The organism is Variovorax sp. LjRoot290 (assembly GCF_964253985.1).
Lineage (GTDB): Bacteria > Pseudomonadota > Gammaproteobacteria > Burkholderiales > Burkholderiaceae_C > Variovorax.
In genome coordinates, this window is record NZ_CAXURW020000001.1 from 5,293,962 (window position 1) to 5,309,115 (window position 15,154).

Below are 15,154 nucleotides of genomic sequence, written 5' to 3' on the forward strand. Positions count from 1 at the left end.
GACCACCACCACCGACCTGCGCGCCGACGGCCCCCCCGCCCTGCCCGCCTCGCCGTCGAGCCGCGTGGTGCCGCTCGAGCCCTTCAACAAGTCGGTCGCGCTCTCGCTCGGCGTCGAGCTCGAGCTGCAGCTGGTCAACACCCACGACTACGACCTCGCGCCCTATGCCGAGGACATGCTGCGCCTGATGGCGCAGACCCCGCTGCCCGGCAGCGTGGTGCCCGAGATGACCTCGAGCATGATCGAGATCTCGACCGACATCTGCCATTCGGCGAAGGACGTGATCGCCCAGCTCACGCCGATCCGCGACGCGCTGGTGAAGAACGCCGACAAGCTCAACATCGCGGTGGTCGGCGGCGGCACCCATGCCTTCCAGCAGTGGCACGAGCGGCGCATCTACGACAAGCCGCGCTTTCGCGAGCTGTCCGAGCTCTACGGCTACCTGTCGAAGCAGTTCACCATCTTCGGTCAGCACGTGCACATCGGCTGCCCCGATGCCGACGGCGCGCTGCTGATGCTGCACCGCATGTCGCGCTACATCCCGCACTTCATCGCGCTGTCGGCCTCCTCGCCCTTCGTGCAGGGGCAGGACACGCAGTTCGACTCGGCGCGGCTCAATTCGGTGTTCGCCTTTCCTTTGTCTGGCCGCGCGCCCTTCACCTTGTCGTGGAAGGAGTTCGGCAACTACTTCGAGCGCATGACCCGCACCGGCGTCGTGCGCAGCATGAAGGACTTCTACTGGGACATCCGGCCCAAGCCCGAGTTCGGCACCATCGAGATCCGCGTGTTCGACACGCCGCTCACGGTCGAGCGCGCTGCGGCGCTGGCCGGCTACGTGCAGTCGCTGGCCGCCTGGTTCCTGCAGGAGCAGCCCTTCACGCCGACCGAGGACGACTACCTGGTCTACACCTACAACCGCTTCCAGGCCTGCCGCTTCGGGCTCGACGCGCTCTACGTCGACCCCGCGAGCGGCGAGCACATGCCGCTGCGCGACCACATCCTCATGACCATGACGCAGCTCGAATGGCACAGCGAGGCGCTCGACGCCACGCAAGCCCTCGGCGAGCTGCGCACCAGCGTCGAGGCCAATCGCAACGATGCGCGCTGGCTGCGCGAACGGCAGGCCAAGGAGCGCCTGCTGGCCGAAGTCGTGCGACAAGCGGCCCTGCGTTTTCGCGGCGGAGCCGAGTGAGATCGGCATGAGCGGCCTCGGCGAATTCGATCTCATCGCACGCTACTTCAAGCGCCCCGCGAAGCGCTCCCCGCTTGGCGTGGGCGACGACTGCGCGCTGCTCGCGCCGGCTGCGGGCATGCAGCTCGCGGTGTCGTCCGACATGCTGGTGGAAGGCCGCCACTTCCTTTCCACCGTCGACCCGGCGCGGCTCGGCCACAAGGCACTGGCGGTCAACCTGAGCGACCTCGCGGCCTGCGGCGCGAAGCCGCTGGCCTTCACGCTGGCGCTCTCGCTGCCTGCGGTCGACGAGGCCTGGCTCGAAGCCTTCTCGCGCGGCATGTACGCGCTGGCCGATGCGCACGACTGCGAACTGGTCGGCGGCGACACCACGCGCGGCCCGCTCAATCTCTGCATCACCGCCTTCGGCGAGGTGCCGGCCGGGGCGGCGCTGCTGCGCTCGGGTGCAAAACCCGGCGACGAACTCTGGGTCAGCGGCACGCTCGGCGATGCGCGGCTCGCGCTCGAGGTCTTCCGCGGCACGCTCGCCTTGCCGGCCGCGCTCTTCGAACTGGCGCGCGCGCGCATGGAGCAACCCGAGCCGCGCGTGGCGTTGGGGCAGGCGCTGCGCGGCATCGCGACGACGGCGGTCGATCTGAGCGACGGGCTGGTCGGCGACCTCGGCCACATCCTGGCGGCCAGCGGCGTGGGCGCGACGCTCGACGCCGACGCCGCGGCCGCGTTGATCGCCGTCTGCGCCGATCCGGCGAATGCGGCGGTACTCAGCCCGGAACTGCGGCGCGCCTGCGCGCTCGCCGGCGGCGACGACTACGAACTCCTCTTCAGCGCGCCGCAGGACGCGAGCGCCGCGGTGCTCGAAGCCGCCCGCCGCAGCGCGACCCCGGTCGCGCGCATCGGCCGCATCGAGGCCGCGCCGGGCCTGCGCATCGTCGATGCGCAGGGCACGGCGATCGCGCAGCGCTTCAGCGCCTTCGACCACTTCGCCTGAGCGCGCTCCAGGCGACAGCGGCGGCGGCTCGCGTGCGAAAACCGGCCGCAGCAGGTATGCTGGCGCCCGGCCCGCCTGCCGGCCGCCGACTTTCGACGCATCTTTTTGCGTCCCCTCCCATGCCCAGTTTCCTCTCCTACAAACTTCTGATTCCCCTGGCCTTCCTGAGCGCGGGCCTTTACGTGCACTTCCGCGGCCAGGTGCGGCACCGCATCGGCCGCCAGCTGAGCGACCACTCAACCTTCCTGGCCCCTCTCAACGTGCTGATGTACTGGTTCTCTTCGGTGCCGTCGAAGCCCTACATCGACCTCAAGCAGTTCCCCGAACTCGACGTCCTGAAGAACAACTGGCAGACCATCCGCGACGAGGGCCTGAGCCTGTTTGACGAAGGCCATATCCGCGCCGCGGCCGGCTACACCGACATAGGCTTCAACTCCTTCTTCCGCACCGGCTGGAAGCGCTTCTACCTCAACTGGTACGGCGATTTCCTGCCTTCGGCCCGCGGCCTGTGCCCGAAGACCACCGAACTTCTCGCCGGCATTCCCTCGGTGCGCGCGGCGATGTTCGCCATCCTGCCGCCGGGCAGCAAACTGGTGCGGCATCGCGACCCCTTCGCGGGTTCGCTGCGCTACCACCTGGGTCTCAAGGTGCCGCAGGATGCGCCGAGCTGCCGCATCTTCGTCGACGGCCAGTCCTATCACTGGAAGGACGGCGAGGCCGTGATGTTCGACGAGACCTACATCCACTACGCAGAGAACCTCACTGATGAAACGCGGCTGATCCTGTTCTGCGACATCGAACGGCCGCTCAACAACCCCGTCGCTCGGTGGATCAATCGCGAGATCGGCTGGCGCATGATCAAGGCCGCGGCCACGCAGAACGTGGACGGCGAGCCGATCGGCGGCCTGAACAAGGCTTTCGCCCAGATCTACAAGATCCGCGTGCTGGGCAAGCGCCTGAAGGCCTGGAACAAGCCGAGCTACTACGCCGTCAAGTGGCTGATCTTCGGCGGCCTGTTCTACCTGCTCTTCTTCTGAGCGCCGGCGCGCGCGCCCGAAGTGTGCGTTGTTACGCGTGCGCGAGCGGGCCGGGGCCTGAAATCATTGGAAAATGGAGCCCCCACAAAATCATCCAGGTGCCGCCGAGCATGCACGCGACAACCCTTGACGAGCTGTTTGCCGAGAATCACTCGCTGCCCACGGTGCCGAGGGTGGTGCGCGATCTGATCGAGGTTCTGCAGAACGACAACGCCACGCTGTCGCAGGTGGCTCGCAAGATCGACGTCGACCAGGTGCTCACGGCCAAGATGCTGCGCCTGGCCAACTCGCCTTACTACGGCGTGCGCAAGAAGATCTCGACGATCGAGGAAGCCATCCGCATGCTCGGCCTGTCCTCGATCCGGACGCTGGTGGTCAGCTCGAACCTCGCAGGCGCTTTCAAGCGGATCCCCAACGTCGACCTGCCGACGTTCTGGCGCCACAGCCTGCGCGTCGCTTCCGTCGCGCGCCACCTGGCCGGAACAACGCGCGCCGTCGACCCGAACCTCGCTTTCACCGTGGGCAGCATGCACGCGATCGGCCATCTGATCATGTCCATCGTCATGCCCGAGGAGATGGCCCCGCTCAACGCCTCCTGTCCGATCGATGCCATGAACCGGCTCCAGGCCGAGGAGCAGGCTTTCGGCTACCACTTCGGCGACGTCAGCGCCAAGCTGGCTTCGCGCTGGAATTTCTCCGACGAGTTCATCACGGCCCTCGCCGGCTTCGCGCGGCCCATGGACGTGCAGCCCTTCGATCCGCTCGCCGGCATCGTGCACCTGGCCGTCTGGCGGGTGGCGCTGGATCGCGAAGGCCCGGCGGCGATCGAGGCGCTCGAGGGCTGGCCGTCGGAGGTCGCGGAGGCCGCGGAGGCGTCGCGCGAGATGTTCCAGGAGATGCCGGCGCCGGCCGAACTCGCCGCCGACCTCGAGGTCATGATCGCCTGATCTCGGCGCCCGAGGACGCTCAGCGCGTCGAAAGCGCCAGCGGCGACGTGTCGAGCCCCGCGAACGAAGAATCGAGCTCGCGCCCGTTCAGCACGAAGGTCATCGCGCGGTAGAGCTCGCTCGGCAGCACCGGCTTGTGCAAGAGCGGCACGCCGGTGGCGCGCGCTTCGCGCAGGCGCTGCGGCGCGGTGTCGCCGGTGATCAGGAGCGCCGGCAGTTCGGCGCCGAACTCCGCGCGCAGCGCCGCGATCGCCTCCGCACCGGTGCGCAGCTCGCGCAGGCGGTAGTCGCTGATGACCAGGCCCGGCGGATGGGCGCGCGCAAGCGCCTGCGCCTCCTCGATGGAATCGGCCACATCGCATGCGCAGCCCCAGGCGCCGAGCAGTTGCCTCATGCCGGTGCGCACCGACTCGTCATCGTCGATCACCAGCACGCGCACGTCGAACACGCGCGCGGCGCTGGGCGCGGTGTCGGCACTGCCGGCCACCACGCCGATCAGCGCCACGGGCAGGCTGAGCCTGAAGACGGTGCCGCGCCCCGGCTTCGAGACCAGCGAGAGCTGCTGCTCGAGTGCGCGTGCCAGTCCCTGGGCGATGGCCAGGCCCAGTCCCAGGCCCTTGCGGCGGTCGCGCTCCGCATTGCCGAGCTGATGGAACTCGCGAAAGATCGCCTGGTGCTGCGTGGGCTCGATGCCGATGCCGGTGTCCCACACCTCGACGAGCAGCTGGTCGCCGCGCGCGCGGCAGCCCACCAGCACGCCGCCGCGCTCGGTGTAGCGGATCGCGTTCGACACCAGGTTGCGCAGGATCAGGCCCACCAGCGCCGGGTCCGAGTGCACGGCCGCATCGGTTTCGCGCGAACGGTAGACGATGCCCTTGGCGTCGGCCTGGGGCGCGAGTTCGTTCTCGATCTTGTTGAGCAGGGGCTGCAGGTGGAAGGACTGCATCTGCGGCTCGACCACGCCAGCCTCGATGCGCGAGAAGTCGAGCAGGGTGTCGAGCATCTCGGCCGAGGCCTGCCATGTGGCGCGAGCGTTGGCCAGCGCGTCGTACTGGCCGGCCGAGAGCTTGCTGCGCGCCAGCACTTCGAGGAACAGGCCCTGCGCATGGATCGGCTGGCGCAGGTCGTGGCTGGCCGCGGCGAGAAATCTGGACTTGGCGAGATTGGCTTCTTCGGCCGCGCGGTGCGCCGCCTGCGCATGCTCGGTCTCGACGCGCAGGCGCTCGATCAGCTCGAGGTTCTCGAAGCGCAGCCCGATCGCCGCGCGCGCGGCCCGCGAGCCGTTGCGTGCCTGTCCCAGCAGTGCTGCGGTGTAGAGGATCGCGGCCACGCCCAGCGCGTCGTACGCCGGGTCGTCCATGGTCCACAGCTTCGCCCCCAGCACGATCAGCTCGGCGGCGCCGAAGACGATGAAGACCGGCAGTATCGGCGCCAGGGAGGACATCGAGCTGCCCGCGACGCCCGCGAGCACGGCCACCACCAGGATGCTGCCGGCGACGGTGGTGGTGCCCAGCGCGGCCCAGGCCAGCGCGCCCCAGACCACGCCGTCGATCGCATTGAGCACCATCTTGTGCCGCAGCAGCCGGCGTGCACGCTCGGGACTGATCTCGGAAGCCAGCCAGCGCCGCGCCTCCCACGCCAGGTACAGCTTCAGCACCACGATGGCAGCGCACCAGGCGCGCAGCGCCAATGCGTTGCGCTCGTTGGAGAGCACCCACACCAGCAGCAGCGCGACCAGGATGGTCGGAATGACCGAGCTGCCGATATTGCCCAGCTGCAGCCGCAGCTGCTCGACCAGCATGCGCTCTTCAGGCAGCCGCGACGGTTCTCCCATTAGGAAACCAGGCCCCTGCGCCGCGCGGCGAAGCCGGCTTCCGAGCGGCTCGACACCTGCAGCGCCGCGAGCACCGCCTGCACGTGGCCGCGCACCGTGTTCTCCGAGAGATTGAGCCGGCGCCCGATCACCTTGTTCGAAAGCCCCTGGCACATCAGGTCGAGCACCTCGCTCTGGCGCGGCGTCAGAAGCTGCCGTGAGGCATCGGCTTCGCCTGCCGGCACGAGCATCGAGGACGATGCGGGCACGACCGGCAGGCCGCGCCGCAGTTGATCGATCACGGCGAGGATCTTGTCGGCCGGCTCGGCCTTGGACACGAAGGCGAGCGCGCCGCGCTCCAGGGCCAGCCTGACGTTCTGGTGCGCGACGTCGGAGGAGAGGATGACCACCGCCGCCTCCGGCCACTTGCGCTTGACCAGCGCGATGCCTTCCAGGCCGCTGAGCCCATGCAGCTGGATGTCCAGCAGGACCAGCGCCGGGCCCTCCATCGGCGAGCGCATGGCCTCCTCGAGCGAAGCCGCCTCCGCCACCTCCAGATCGGCAATGCCCGCGGCAAGCACCATGCGCAGCCCGCAGCGGAACAGCGCGTGGTCGTCGATGAGAAGAATTCTGGGTGGCAGCATGAAGGCGGTGCGATCTCGAAAGCGCAATCATTCTGCGTCAGTCCGCCGGGCCTTCGCCCGGTCCAAATGGACTATTTACGCGCCGGGATGTTGCGGCGACCATCGAGTAGCCAAAAGTTCACGACCACCGCCCTTTTCCCCTGTCGAATGAAGCCCCTCATCGAAATCCACCGCATCGGAACGGACGCCTATGGCTACCGCATCAGTGCTCTAGGCACCGATGGGCAGGACAAGAGCGGCAGCGGTGCCTTCGATTCGCTGGAGCACTGCCTGTTCGATGCCGGCGCCTCGCTGGGCACCTATTTCTCACGCGTGGAACTCAATCTCGAGGGCATGTTCCTGGGCTCCTGTTCCACCGACACGCTGCGTCGCAATCCCAGGGGCGTGGCCCAGCGCATCCGGCAGCACTTCCAGCCGGCCTGATCAACTCTCTTTCAGCGCCGAGTCCGGCGGCTTCAGTGGGCGCTCCTGCAGCCGCAGATGCGCGACACTGTCGGTCGATGCAGTCCGCTTCCACTTCCGGTGCCATGCCCGTTCCTTCGCTGCAGCGCCCGACGCTGCGCTTCCTGTTCGCACACCCCGCGCACCTGATCGCGCTGGGCTTCGGTGCCGGCCTGCCGCGGCGCGCGCCGGGCACGGTGGGCACGCTGTGGGCCTGGGTCGCCTTCCTGGTCATGCAGCGCTGGCTGTCGACGCCGGCGATCGGCTGGGTGATCCTCGTTTCGCTGCCGATCGGCTGGTGGGCCTGCACGGTGACCGCGCGCCACATGAACATCGCCGACCCGGGCAGCATCGTGTGGGACGAGGTGGTCGCCTTCTGGCTGATCTTGTGGCTGGTGATGCCGGCCGGCCTGCTGGCGCAGGCCATCGCGTTCGCGCTGTTCCGCTTCTTCGATGCCGCCAAGCCCGGGCCGGTGGGCTGGGCCGACAAGCTGTTCAAGCAGCGCGACAGCGCACCGGGCGCGGTGCGCTGGGCCGCGGCGGGCTTCGGCATCCTCTTCGACGACCTGGTGGCCGCCTTCTGCACCCTGCTGGTGATCGCGGCCTGGCGCGCATGGTAGCTACACGATGAATGAATCCGAACACGGCACGCCTGCGCTGGCGGGCCTCCTGGCCGAGCTGCTGCAGCAGAAGGGCTGGATGCTCGCCACTGCCGAAAGCTGCACCGGCGGGCTGATCGCCGGCGCCTGCACCGAACTGTCGGGCTCCAGCCTCTGGTTCGAGCGCGGCTTCGTCACATATTCCAATGCGGCGAAGACCGAGCTGCTGGGCGTCGACGCGGCGCTGATCGCGGCGCACGGCGCGGTCAGCGAGCCGGTCGCGCGCGCGATGGCCGAGGGTGCGCTGACGCGCTCGCAGGCGCAGGCCGCGGTGTCGGTGACCGGCGTGGCCGGCCCTACCGGCGGCACGGCCGAGAAGCCGGTCGGCACGGTCTGGTTCGGCTGGTCGGTCGCAGGCCGCGTGCACACCGAACACCGCCGCTTCGATGGCGACCGCGCCGCGGTGCGCGCCGCCACCGTGCGGCATGCGCTGCAGACGCTGGTGAACCTGGTTCGCGCAGCCTAGGCTACGATGCCCGCCCATGCACAACGAAGAAACCATCCAGCGCCTCTACCAGGCCTTCGCGAAGCTCGATGCCGAGACGATGGCCGCCTGCTACGCGCCGGATGCGCGCTTCGACGACGAGGCCTTCTCGCTCAAGGGCGCGCGCGAGGTCGGCGGCATGTGGAAGATGCTCTGCGAGGCCACGCGCGCCAAGGGCGCCGATGTCTGGAAGCTCAGCTGGCGCGACGTGAAGGCCGACGCCTCCACCGGCAGCGCGCACTGGGATGCGCACTACCGCTTCAGCACCACCGGCCGCATCGTCGACAACTCGATCGACTCCAGCTTCACCTTCACGCCCGAAGGCCTGATCGCCACCCAGCGCGACCGCTTCGATTTCTGGACCTGGTCGCGCCAGGCGCTCGGCACGCCGGGCCTGCTGCTCGGCTGGACGCCGATGCTCAAGAACAAGGTGCGCGCCGGCGCCGCGAAGAACCTGGCCGCCTACATGGCCCGCAATCCATGACCGACATCACGATCACCAACCAACCCGAGCGGCACCGCTACGAGGCCCACATCGACGGCCAGCTCGCCGGCTATTGCGAATACAACCTGCTCAGCGAAGCGGTGATGTTCACCCACACCGAGGTCATGCCCGAGCACGAAGGCAAGGGCGTGGGCTCGGCCATCGCCAGGCACGTGCTCGACGAGGCGCGGGCCCAGGGCAAGCAGGTGATCCCGGTGTGCCAGTTCATCGCGGGCTGGATCCGAAAGCACCGCGAGTACGCCGAGCTGGTGCGGCCCGACGTTCAGCGCGCCTTCAAGATCTGAGCGCCGCGCCAGGTTTCGGCAGCCAGGCGAAGGCCGCCGCCCCGGCCACCAGCAGGACCGCGATGGTGGCCAGCACCGCCTTGAAGGTCTCGATGCCATAGGCCGCGGCCACCGAGGCCGCCACGCCGGTGAGCCACTGCATCAGCGCCACGCCGAGGAACATCGCCATCGTGAACACCGCCATCGCGCGGCCGGTGAGCGCCGTTGGGTAGGCGCCCCGCACGTCGGCGTATTGCCAGACGATGAAGCCGGAAATGAGGCCGATCAGCATGGTGGCCGCGATGTCGATCCAGGCCGCGTTCAGGAAGGCGATGACGGCGAACAAGCCCGCATACGCGAGGCTGCACGCCACGATCCGGCGGCGCCGTGCCGGGCCGTCGCGGTCCAACCGGCCGAACAGCGGCGGACCGACGAGCGAAATGACGGAAACGATCAACGCCACGTTGCCGCTCTGCACCAGCGAGTAGCCATGGCGCTCGACCAGCAGCGGCCCGAGCCACAGCCCGCGAAGCGAGATGAAGGCGGCATAGGTCACGGCGCCGAGCAGCAGGATGCCCAGCGTGTGCGGCATCGCGAACAGCGTGCCGAACTGGCGCAGCGCCGCCGGCACCGATTCCTTCGGCTGCGAGCCTTCGCGTGCCGGCTCGCGCACCCACAGCAGGATCGCCAGCCAGGCCAGCACCGAAGCCGCGCCGAGCACGACGAAGCCCGCGCGCCACGAATGCGCCTGCACCAGCCACGCGAGCGGCGTGCCGGTCGCGAGCATGCCCACGCCGCCGATGCCAAGCACCAGCCCCGAAACCGAGGCGAAGCGCGCGGCCGGAAAGTGCCGCGCGATGAACACCGTGCACACCAGGAAGGCCGGCGCGCAGCCGACGCCGATCAGCACCTGGCCGGCCACCAGCACGAGGTAGTCGGAGGACAGCGCCGACACCACCGCGCCGACGATGGCGAGCGGAAAGGCCGTCAAGACCGTGCGGCGCACGCCGTACAGATCGATGCCGATGCCCATCAAGAGCTGCATCGCGCCGAAGGCAAAGTGGAAAGAGCCCGAGAAAACGCCCAGCGCCTGCGCCGAGAGCTTGAAATCCGCCTGCAGCTGCCCGGCCATGATCGCGCCCACCGTGCGGTAGGCCTGGCTCAAGGCGAAGGCGGTGCACAGCGCCAGCACCATGCCCCAGGCGCGGCGCGAGGTCAGCTCAACTGGCACCGTGACATTTCTTGTATTTTTTTCCGCTGCCGCAGGGGCAGGGGTCGTTCCGACCAGGAGTCGCTTCCTTGCGGATCGTCTCCACGCGCGGGCCCATGCTGCGCCAGAGCTGGCGCAGGTCGTACACGGCCCAGATCGCGGCACCGAAATCGTCCACGCGCTGCTGGCTCACGCTCGGCGGGCCGTCTTCGCTGTACATCGAAACCTCGGGTTTCGCGCGGTCGTCCTCGGTCAGGGTGACGATGGTGTCGAGCGCCTCGTCGAGCATCTGCGCCGCCTCCTTGTCGCGCGGCGGCGCCCAGTCCTCGGGCCAGTTCTCGACCGCGAACATGAAGCCGAGCGCCCAGACCTGCGCAAAGGACGGGATGGCCTCGCCCTCCATCCCGGCGCGCTCCTCCTCGGGCAGCGACGCGATCGCGCCGCGCGTGTCCAGCACTTCAGGCTGCCAGGTGCGTTCGTCGTCGAGCGACTGCACGTCGGCGTCGAGCCCGGTTTCGATCTCGCGCCAGCGCCGCTTCCAGCGCCAGACGAATTCCATGTGCTGCGCCGGCACGAAGCCCTCGCCCAGCAGAACCGGCCAGTATTCGGCCGGCTCGATGGGCCGGCGCGTGCACACCAGCGCGGCCATGAAGCCCTCGCAGAACTCCCATTGCGGAATCTCGTCGTCGTGCTCGCGCATGGCGTCGAGCGCCTGGTCGAGGGCGTCGAAATCGTCGGGGCGAAGGGGTGCGTTGTCGGGCGAGGAGGCGGGCGTCGGGGAGTCGATGGTCGTCATGGCGTTGCGGCTGCAGCCCTCTATGATGCAGCAAGGCTTTGGGGGACTCACCATTTCAACACCGACGATTCCGTCGTTTCCGACGCGTTACAGCGCCTTTGCGCTGTGCGCGCTCGGCCTGATCGCCAGCCTGCCAGCCTCATGAACCCTGTCAAACGAGGTACGCGCGTGCAGACGCGCAAGGGCCAGGCTTCGGCGCCGGCGCCGCTGGAGGCGAGCACGCCGCCGCTGGAACCCGGCGATTACGCGGAATTCCTGCGCACCATGCTGCCGCAGCAGCAGAAGGCGGTGGCCAGCCATCGTCTCGGCAGCGAGCGCGTCTGGCTCAAGAAGGCCGGCCCGCCCCACGGCAAGCTGGGCTACCACCTGATGGCGGCGGTCGCCGGCCTGCTGCGGCTGGACGTGCTGACGCCGGTGCCCAATCCGGGCGGCGAGGCGGCCATCGCCACCGAGGCGCGGCGCCTGCGCGTGCTGGGCGCGGCGGGCCTGCGCGTGCCGGCGGTGCTGGCCCAGCAGCCCGACGGCCTGCTGATCTCCGACCTCGGCGAGAGCGGCCGGCCGCCGGTGGTGCTGCAGGAACGGCTCGACCAGGCCGCGGCTGCGGGCCCGGTCGCACTGCTCTCGGTCTGGCGCGAAGGCCTGGCCGCCATCGCCACCGTCCATGCGCACGGCGCCTACCTGAGCCAGGCCTTCGATCGCAACCTCGTGCAATGCCCGGACGGCGTCATCGGCTACATCGATTTCGAGGACGATCCGGGCGAGACCTTGCCGCTGGCCGAATGCCAGGTACGCGACTGGCTCAGCTACCTGCATTCCACCGCCATGCTGGTGCGCGCGGCTTCGCCGCAGGCGGCCGGTGCGCGCTGGCACGCGGCGATGGCAGATGAAAGCGACGAGGTGCGCGAGCGGCTGGCCCTGGCGGCACGCCGCATGCGCTGGCTGCGGCATCTGCCGGCCGGCCGGCGCTGGGGCCGGGACACGCAGCGTTCGCGCGCGGTGGCGCGGCTGCTGGCGCGCTGGTACGGCCACGAGCGGCCCGCACCGCCGACGGCGAACTAAGCCGCCGGCAGCCGGCTATTCTTCATCAACGCTCCCGCACGGCGCGGCGCAGCACCTGCGTGACCGGCTCCACCAGGTATTGAAGTGGCGTGCGCTCGTCTCCCTTGACGTAGATCTCGGCCGGCATGCCGGCCAGCAGTTTCAGGTCCCCTGCCGTCGCCAATGAAGCCGGGTCGGCCTCGACCAGCACCGAGTAGTAAGGGGCATTGGTCGCGCGATCGATCAGGCGGTCGGCCGAAACGTAGACCACCTTGCCACGCACCAGCTGCGTGGTGCGGTACGTGAATGCGGTGAAACGGATGTCGGCTGCCTGGCCACGATGGATCCGGCCAATGTCCTCGGTGCGAACGCGCGCATCGGTCACCAGCCGGGTGTCGTCCGGTACAACGTCAGCAATCGTCTCGCGCGGCGGGATCACCGAACCGGGCGTCGAATACTTCAGGTCGATGATTTCGCCGCTGGCCGGGGCCGTGATCACCTGGCGCGCCGACGCATCGAGCGACTTGCGCCGCTCCTGCTCGATCTCGGACAGCCGCGCCGCCGTGACCTTCAGCTGGTCGCTCGCATGCTGGCGGTAGTCGCTCTCGAGCGAGCGGATGCGCAGATCGGCATCGACCGTGCGCTGCTCGGCGCGCGCCAGCTCCGCGCGCCGTTCCTCGATCTTCACGCCGTAGTCGGCCACGGTGCCTTCCAGCTGGGCGATGCGGGTGGCCGAGATGAAGCCGTCCTTGAGCAGCTTCCGGTTGGTCTCGAGATCGTTCTTCTGGAATTTCATCGACTCGCTCGCCTGCGCGATCTGCGCGCGCAGCGCGACGATTTCTTCAGCGACCTTTTCGCGCTGCGAACGCAGCAAGCGCACCTGTCCCACGAGCGCATCGCGCCGCGCATCGAACAGCGAGCGTTCTTTCGCCAGCTGCTCGGCCAGGCGCGGATCGTTTGCCGCGGTCTCGATCACGTCCGGCGGGAAGGTGATCGCGCGCGCCATGGTCTGCTCGGCGTCGAGTCGCGCCAGGCTCGCGCGCTCGGTCTTGACGCGATGGTCCAGCCGGTTCCTGTCGGCATCCACCGACACGTCGCCCAGCACCAGCAACGGCTCTCCCTGCCGCACGCGCTGGCCATCGCGCACCAGTACTTCGCGCACGATGCCCCCTTCGGCATGCTGCACCGGGCGCCGGTTCAGGTCCACCTTCACGTACGCCTGCGCCACCACGGCGGACGACAGCGGCGCGAAGCTCATCCAGGCGGCTGCCGGCAGCAGTCCGCAGACAAGCACGGCCATGCCCCAGTGCGTCAGGCGACGCGCGTCGCGCACATGAAGCGCCAGGGGATCATTGGCCGCGATGGCATGCGCCGCGTTGTTCATGACACCTTCTCCGCAGGGCGCGGCGGCATCGCCACCACCTGGCCACCGCCAATGTTCTGGCCCGCTCGCTTGATCGTCTGCATGACCTCCGCCACGGGTCCATACTGCTGCACACGACCGGCTTCCAGCACCAGCAGCTTGTCCATGTGCTGCACCAGCGTGCTGCGGTGCGTGACGACGATCACCGTGACCTGCCCGCGCAGCGCCTTCAGCGCCTCACCGAGCGCGAGTTCGCCGGCCCCGTCCAGGTTGGAATTGGGTTCGTCCAGCACCAGCAGTTTCGGGTTTCCATACAGGGCGCGTGCCAGTGCAATGCGCTGGCGCTGGCCCGGCGACAGCATCACGCCCATGGCGTCGATCACGGTGTCGTAGCCCTCGGGCAGTGTCAGGATCAGCTCATGCACGCCGGCACGCTCGGCTGCGTGCACGACCTTGTCCGGGTCGACTTCGCCCAGCCGCGCGATGTTGTCGGCAACGGTGCCGGCGAACAGCTCGACGTCCTGAGGCACGTAGCCGAGCCAGGGGCCGAGTTCCTCGCGCGGCCATTGCGCGAGGTCGACGTGGTCCAGCCGCACGACGCCGGCGTTGGGCTTCCACAGGCCCGTCAACAGGCGCACCAGGGTCGACTTGCCGGCGCCGCTTGCGCCCGTGATGGCCAGCGACTCGCCGGGCTCCAGGCTCAGCGACACGCCGGCAAGAATCATCCGCTCGCTCTGTGGCGGCCGGAACACCAGGCCCCGCGCATCCAGGCGGCCGGTCGGGGCCGGCAGCGTCATGCGTTCCGGCTGGCGCTCGGCGGCGCCCAGCAGCTCCGACAGGCGCGCGAAGGCGAGACGTCCCTCGGCCAGCACCCGCCAGCTCCCCACCACCTGTTCGACCGGCGCCAGCGCCCGGCCCAGCAGGATGGTGCAGGCCACGAGGATGCCGGGCGTGCCTTCGCCCGTGATGACGAGGTAGGCGCCGAGTGCCTGCAGCAGCACCTGGACCGCCTGGCGCGTGGTCCGCGTGAGTGCCGCCATCGCCACCGACTTGCGCGCGGTCGGGCCCTGCAGCGCGGTGACGCCAGCGTTGAGTTGTCGCCAGCGCCCGATCAGCGCGTCGCCCATCCCGAGCGACTGCGCCAGCTCGGCGTTCTGCATCGAGGCTTCGAGGTAGCGCGTGGCCCTCGCAGCTTCCTTTTGCAGCGCTTCGATGTCGCGGCGCGTCGCACGGTCGTTCACCACGGCAAGGACGAGCATCAGCAGCGACGCACCGGCGGCCGCCATGCCCAGCACCGGATGCGCCAGCCAGATGACGGCGACGTAGACGAATGCCCAGGGCGTGTCGAACAGCGCCAGCAAGCCCTGGGCGGAAAACAGGTTGCGCAGTGCCGCGACGTCGCGCAGCCCTTCTGACGGCGCCCGCTCCGCGCGCCGCGCCGAGCGGGCCAGCATGACCTTGGCCACGGTCGGGGACAACTGCTCGGCGACCAGATGGCCGGCGACGCCCTGCAGGCGGCTGCGCAGGTAGTCCAGCATCAGCATCAGGCCGAGAGCCACGGCCACGCCGAGCAACAGGACCAGCAGCGTTTCCTGGCTTTGGCTCGTCAGCACGCGGTCGAATACCTGCAGCATGAACAGCGCGGGGGCGAGCAGCAGCAGATTGACGAAGAAGGAGAAGCCCGCGACGAAAAGGAGCGGTCGCCTGAGAAGCTGGAAAAGAGGCTTCATGGGTTTGACGGGTTCCTCAGGATTCGCCCACCCGCGTTGGCGGG

General features: G+C 69.1%; 17 protein-coding genes. 11 read left to right on the top strand and 6 right to left on the bottom strand.

Annotated elements, in window-relative coordinates; translation table 11 throughout:
- The first annotated feature begins 67 nt into the window (after positions 1-67).
- From ACSQ9A_RS26140 to ACSQ9A_RS26155, 4 genes are all read left to right on the top strand, one after another.
- Positions 68-1,192 (top strand): YbdK family carboxylate-amine ligase, encoded by a 1,125-nt coding sequence (locus ACSQ9A_RS26140; RefSeq protein WP_436306367.1) that lies wholly within the window; start codon positions 68-70, stop codon positions 1,190-1,192.
- Positions 1,193-1,199: 7 nt separating this feature from the next.
- Entirely contained in the window at positions 1,200-2,180 is a 981-nt protein-coding gene (gene thiL / locus ACSQ9A_RS26145; protein ID WP_436305823.1) for a thiamine-phosphate kinase, read from the top strand.
- Positions 2,181-2,299: 119 nt separating this feature from the next.
- The gene (locus ACSQ9A_RS26150) at positions 2,300-3,217 is read left to right on the top strand and encodes an aspartyl/asparaginyl beta-hydroxylase domain-containing protein (RefSeq protein WP_436305824.1); all 918 of its coding nucleotides are present in this window, start codon (positions 2,300-2,302) and stop codon (positions 3,215-3,217) included.
- Positions 3,218-3,327: 110 nt separating this feature from the next.
- Positions 3,328-4,164: an HDOD domain-containing protein gene (locus ACSQ9A_RS26155; RefSeq protein ID WP_436305825.1), complete on the top strand. Its 837-nt coding sequence runs from the start codon at positions 3,328-3,330 to the stop codon at positions 4,162-4,164.
- Between the two features lie 19 nt (positions 4,165-4,183).
- On the opposite strand, the gene ACSQ9A_RS26160 is transcribed toward ACSQ9A_RS26155, so the two are convergent.
- Positions 4,184-5,998, bottom strand: coding sequence for an ATP-binding response regulator (locus tag ACSQ9A_RS26160; RefSeq protein WP_436305826.1), 1,815 nt, complete (start codon positions 5,996-5,998; stop codon positions 4,184-4,186).
- Positions 5,998-6,621, bottom strand: a complete 624-nt coding sequence (locus ACSQ9A_RS26165) for a response regulator (RefSeq protein WP_436305827.1) — start codon at positions 6,619-6,621, stop codon at positions 5,998-6,000. The genes ACSQ9A_RS26160 and ACSQ9A_RS26165 overlap by 1 nt, the downstream gene beginning before the upstream one ends.
- Before the next feature lie 147 nt (positions 6,622-6,768).
- Between ACSQ9A_RS26165 and ACSQ9A_RS26170 the strand changes: the two genes are divergently transcribed.
- The 5 genes from ACSQ9A_RS26170 to ACSQ9A_RS26190 all read left to right on the top strand — a co-directional run bounded on the left by ACSQ9A_RS26170 (position 6,769) and on the right by ACSQ9A_RS26190 (position 8,994).
- Complete coding sequence (locus ACSQ9A_RS26170) at positions 6,769-7,044, top strand: hypothetical protein (RefSeq protein ID WP_436305828.1); 276 nt, start codon at positions 6,769-6,771, stop codon at positions 7,042-7,044.
- A 104-nt stretch (positions 7,045-7,148) separates the two neighbouring features.
- On the top strand, positions 7,149-7,682 hold the full coding sequence (locus ACSQ9A_RS26175; protein ID WP_436305829.1) for a phosphatidylglycerophosphatase A family protein: 534 nt from the start codon (positions 7,149-7,151) through the stop codon (positions 7,680-7,682).
- Positions 7,683-7,689: 7 nt separating this feature from the next.
- Positions 7,690-8,187 (top strand): CinA family protein, encoded by a 498-nt coding sequence (locus ACSQ9A_RS26180; protein WP_436305830.1) that lies wholly within the window; start codon positions 7,690-7,692, stop codon positions 8,185-8,187.
- A gap of 16 nt (positions 8,188-8,203) precedes the next feature.
- Complete coding sequence (locus tag ACSQ9A_RS26185; protein WP_093110017.1) at positions 8,204-8,689, top strand: nuclear transport factor 2 family protein; 486 nt, start codon at positions 8,204-8,206, stop codon at positions 8,687-8,689.
- Positions 8,686-8,994: a GNAT family N-acetyltransferase gene (locus ACSQ9A_RS26190; protein ID WP_093110016.1), complete on the top strand. Its 309-nt coding sequence runs from the start codon at positions 8,686-8,688 to the stop codon at positions 8,992-8,994. Before ACSQ9A_RS26185 ends, ACSQ9A_RS26190 begins: the two co-directional genes overlap by 4 nt.
- Here ACSQ9A_RS26190 and ACSQ9A_RS26195 read toward each other — a convergent pair.
- Complete coding sequence (locus tag ACSQ9A_RS26195) at positions 8,984-10,168, bottom strand: MFS transporter (RefSeq protein ID WP_436306368.1); 1,185 nt, start codon at positions 10,166-10,168, stop codon at positions 8,984-8,986. The genes ACSQ9A_RS26190 and ACSQ9A_RS26195 overlap by 11 nt on opposite strands.
- Before the next feature lie 25 nt (positions 10,169-10,193).
- Complete coding sequence (locus ACSQ9A_RS26200; protein WP_436305831.1) at positions 10,194-10,979, bottom strand: UPF0149 family protein; 786 nt, start codon at positions 10,977-10,979, stop codon at positions 10,194-10,196.
- 22 nt (positions 10,980-11,001) lie between these two features.
- On the opposite strand from ACSQ9A_RS26200, the gene ACSQ9A_RS26205 reads away from it, so the two are divergent.
- Together ACSQ9A_RS26205 and ACSQ9A_RS26210 are read left to right on the top strand one after the other, a co-directional pair.
- Positions 11,002-11,124, top strand: a complete 123-nt coding sequence (locus ACSQ9A_RS26205) for a hypothetical protein (RefSeq protein WP_280142664.1) — start codon at positions 11,002-11,004, stop codon at positions 11,122-11,124.
- Entirely contained in the window at positions 11,121-12,038 is a 918-nt protein-coding gene (locus ACSQ9A_RS26210) for a hypothetical protein (protein WP_436305832.1), read from the top strand. The genes ACSQ9A_RS26205 and ACSQ9A_RS26210 overlap by 4 nt, the downstream gene beginning before the upstream one ends.
- A gap of 25 nt (positions 12,039-12,063) precedes the next feature.
- On the opposite strand, the gene ACSQ9A_RS26215 is transcribed toward ACSQ9A_RS26210, so the two are convergent.
- Positions 12,064-13,401, bottom strand: coding sequence for an HlyD family type I secretion periplasmic adaptor subunit (locus tag ACSQ9A_RS26215; RefSeq protein WP_436305833.1), 1,338 nt, complete (start codon positions 13,399-13,401; stop codon positions 12,064-12,066).
- Complete coding sequence (locus tag ACSQ9A_RS26220) at positions 13,398-15,110, bottom strand: type I secretion system permease/ATPase (protein ID WP_436305834.1); 1,713 nt, start codon at positions 15,108-15,110, stop codon at positions 13,398-13,400. The genes ACSQ9A_RS26215 and ACSQ9A_RS26220 overlap by 4 nt, the downstream gene beginning before the upstream one ends.
- Positions 15,111-15,154: the final 44 nt, after the last annotated feature.

Excerpts from the sequence above, each read along its gene's own strand:
- thiL (WP_436305823.1), top strand. The coding sequence starts at position 1,200 with ATGAGCGGCCTCGGCGAATTCGATCTCATCGCACGCTACTTCAAGCGC.
- ACSQ9A_RS26150 (WP_436305824.1), top strand. The coding sequence starts at position 2,300 with ATGCCCAGTTTCCTCTCCTACAAACTTCTGATTCCCCTGGCCTTCCTG.
- ACSQ9A_RS26155 (WP_436305825.1), top strand. The coding sequence starts at position 3,328 with ATGCACGCGACAACCCTTGACGAGCTGTTTGCCGAGAATCACTCGCTG.
- ACSQ9A_RS26160 (WP_436305826.1), bottom strand. The coding sequence starts at position 5,998 with ATGGGAGAACCGTCGCGGCTGCCTGAAGAGCGCATGCTGGTCGAGCAG.
- ACSQ9A_RS26165 (WP_436305827.1), bottom strand. The coding sequence starts at position 6,621 with ATGCTGCCACCCAGAATTCTTCTCATCGACGACCACGCGCTGTTCCGC.
- ACSQ9A_RS26170 (WP_436305828.1), top strand. The coding sequence starts at position 6,769 with ATGAAGCCCCTCATCGAAATCCACCGCATCGGAACGGACGCCTATGGC.
- ACSQ9A_RS26175 (WP_436305829.1), top strand. The coding sequence starts at position 7,149 with ATGCCCGTTCCTTCGCTGCAGCGCCCGACGCTGCGCTTCCTGTTCGCA.
- ACSQ9A_RS26180 (WP_436305830.1), top strand. The coding sequence starts at position 7,690 with ATGAATGAATCCGAACACGGCACGCCTGCGCTGGCGGGCCTCCTGGCC.
- ACSQ9A_RS26185 (WP_093110017.1), top strand. The coding sequence starts at position 8,204 with ATGCACAACGAAGAAACCATCCAGCGCCTCTACCAGGCCTTCGCGAAG.
- ACSQ9A_RS26190 (WP_093110016.1), top strand. The coding sequence starts at position 8,686 with ATGACCGACATCACGATCACCAACCAACCCGAGCGGCACCGCTACGAG.
- ACSQ9A_RS26195 (WP_436306368.1), bottom strand. The coding sequence starts at position 10,168 with ATGGTGCTGGCGCTGTGCACCGCCTTCGCCTTGAGCCAGGCCTACCGC.
- ACSQ9A_RS26200 (WP_436305831.1), bottom strand. The coding sequence starts at position 10,979 with ATGACGACCATCGACTCCCCGACGCCCGCCTCCTCGCCCGACAACGCA.
- ACSQ9A_RS26205 (WP_280142664.1), top strand. The coding sequence starts at position 11,002 with ATGATGCAGCAAGGCTTTGGGGGACTCACCATTTCAACACCGACGATT.
- ACSQ9A_RS26210 (WP_436305832.1), top strand. The coding sequence starts at position 11,121 with ATGAACCCTGTCAAACGAGGTACGCGCGTGCAGACGCGCAAGGGCCAG.
- ACSQ9A_RS26215 (WP_436305833.1), bottom strand. The coding sequence starts at position 13,401 with ATGAACAACGCGGCGCATGCCATCGCGGCCAATGATCCCCTGGCGCTT.
- ACSQ9A_RS26220 (WP_436305834.1), bottom strand. The coding sequence starts at position 15,110 with ATGAAGCCTCTTTTCCAGCTTCTCAGGCGACCGCTCCTTTTCGTCGCG.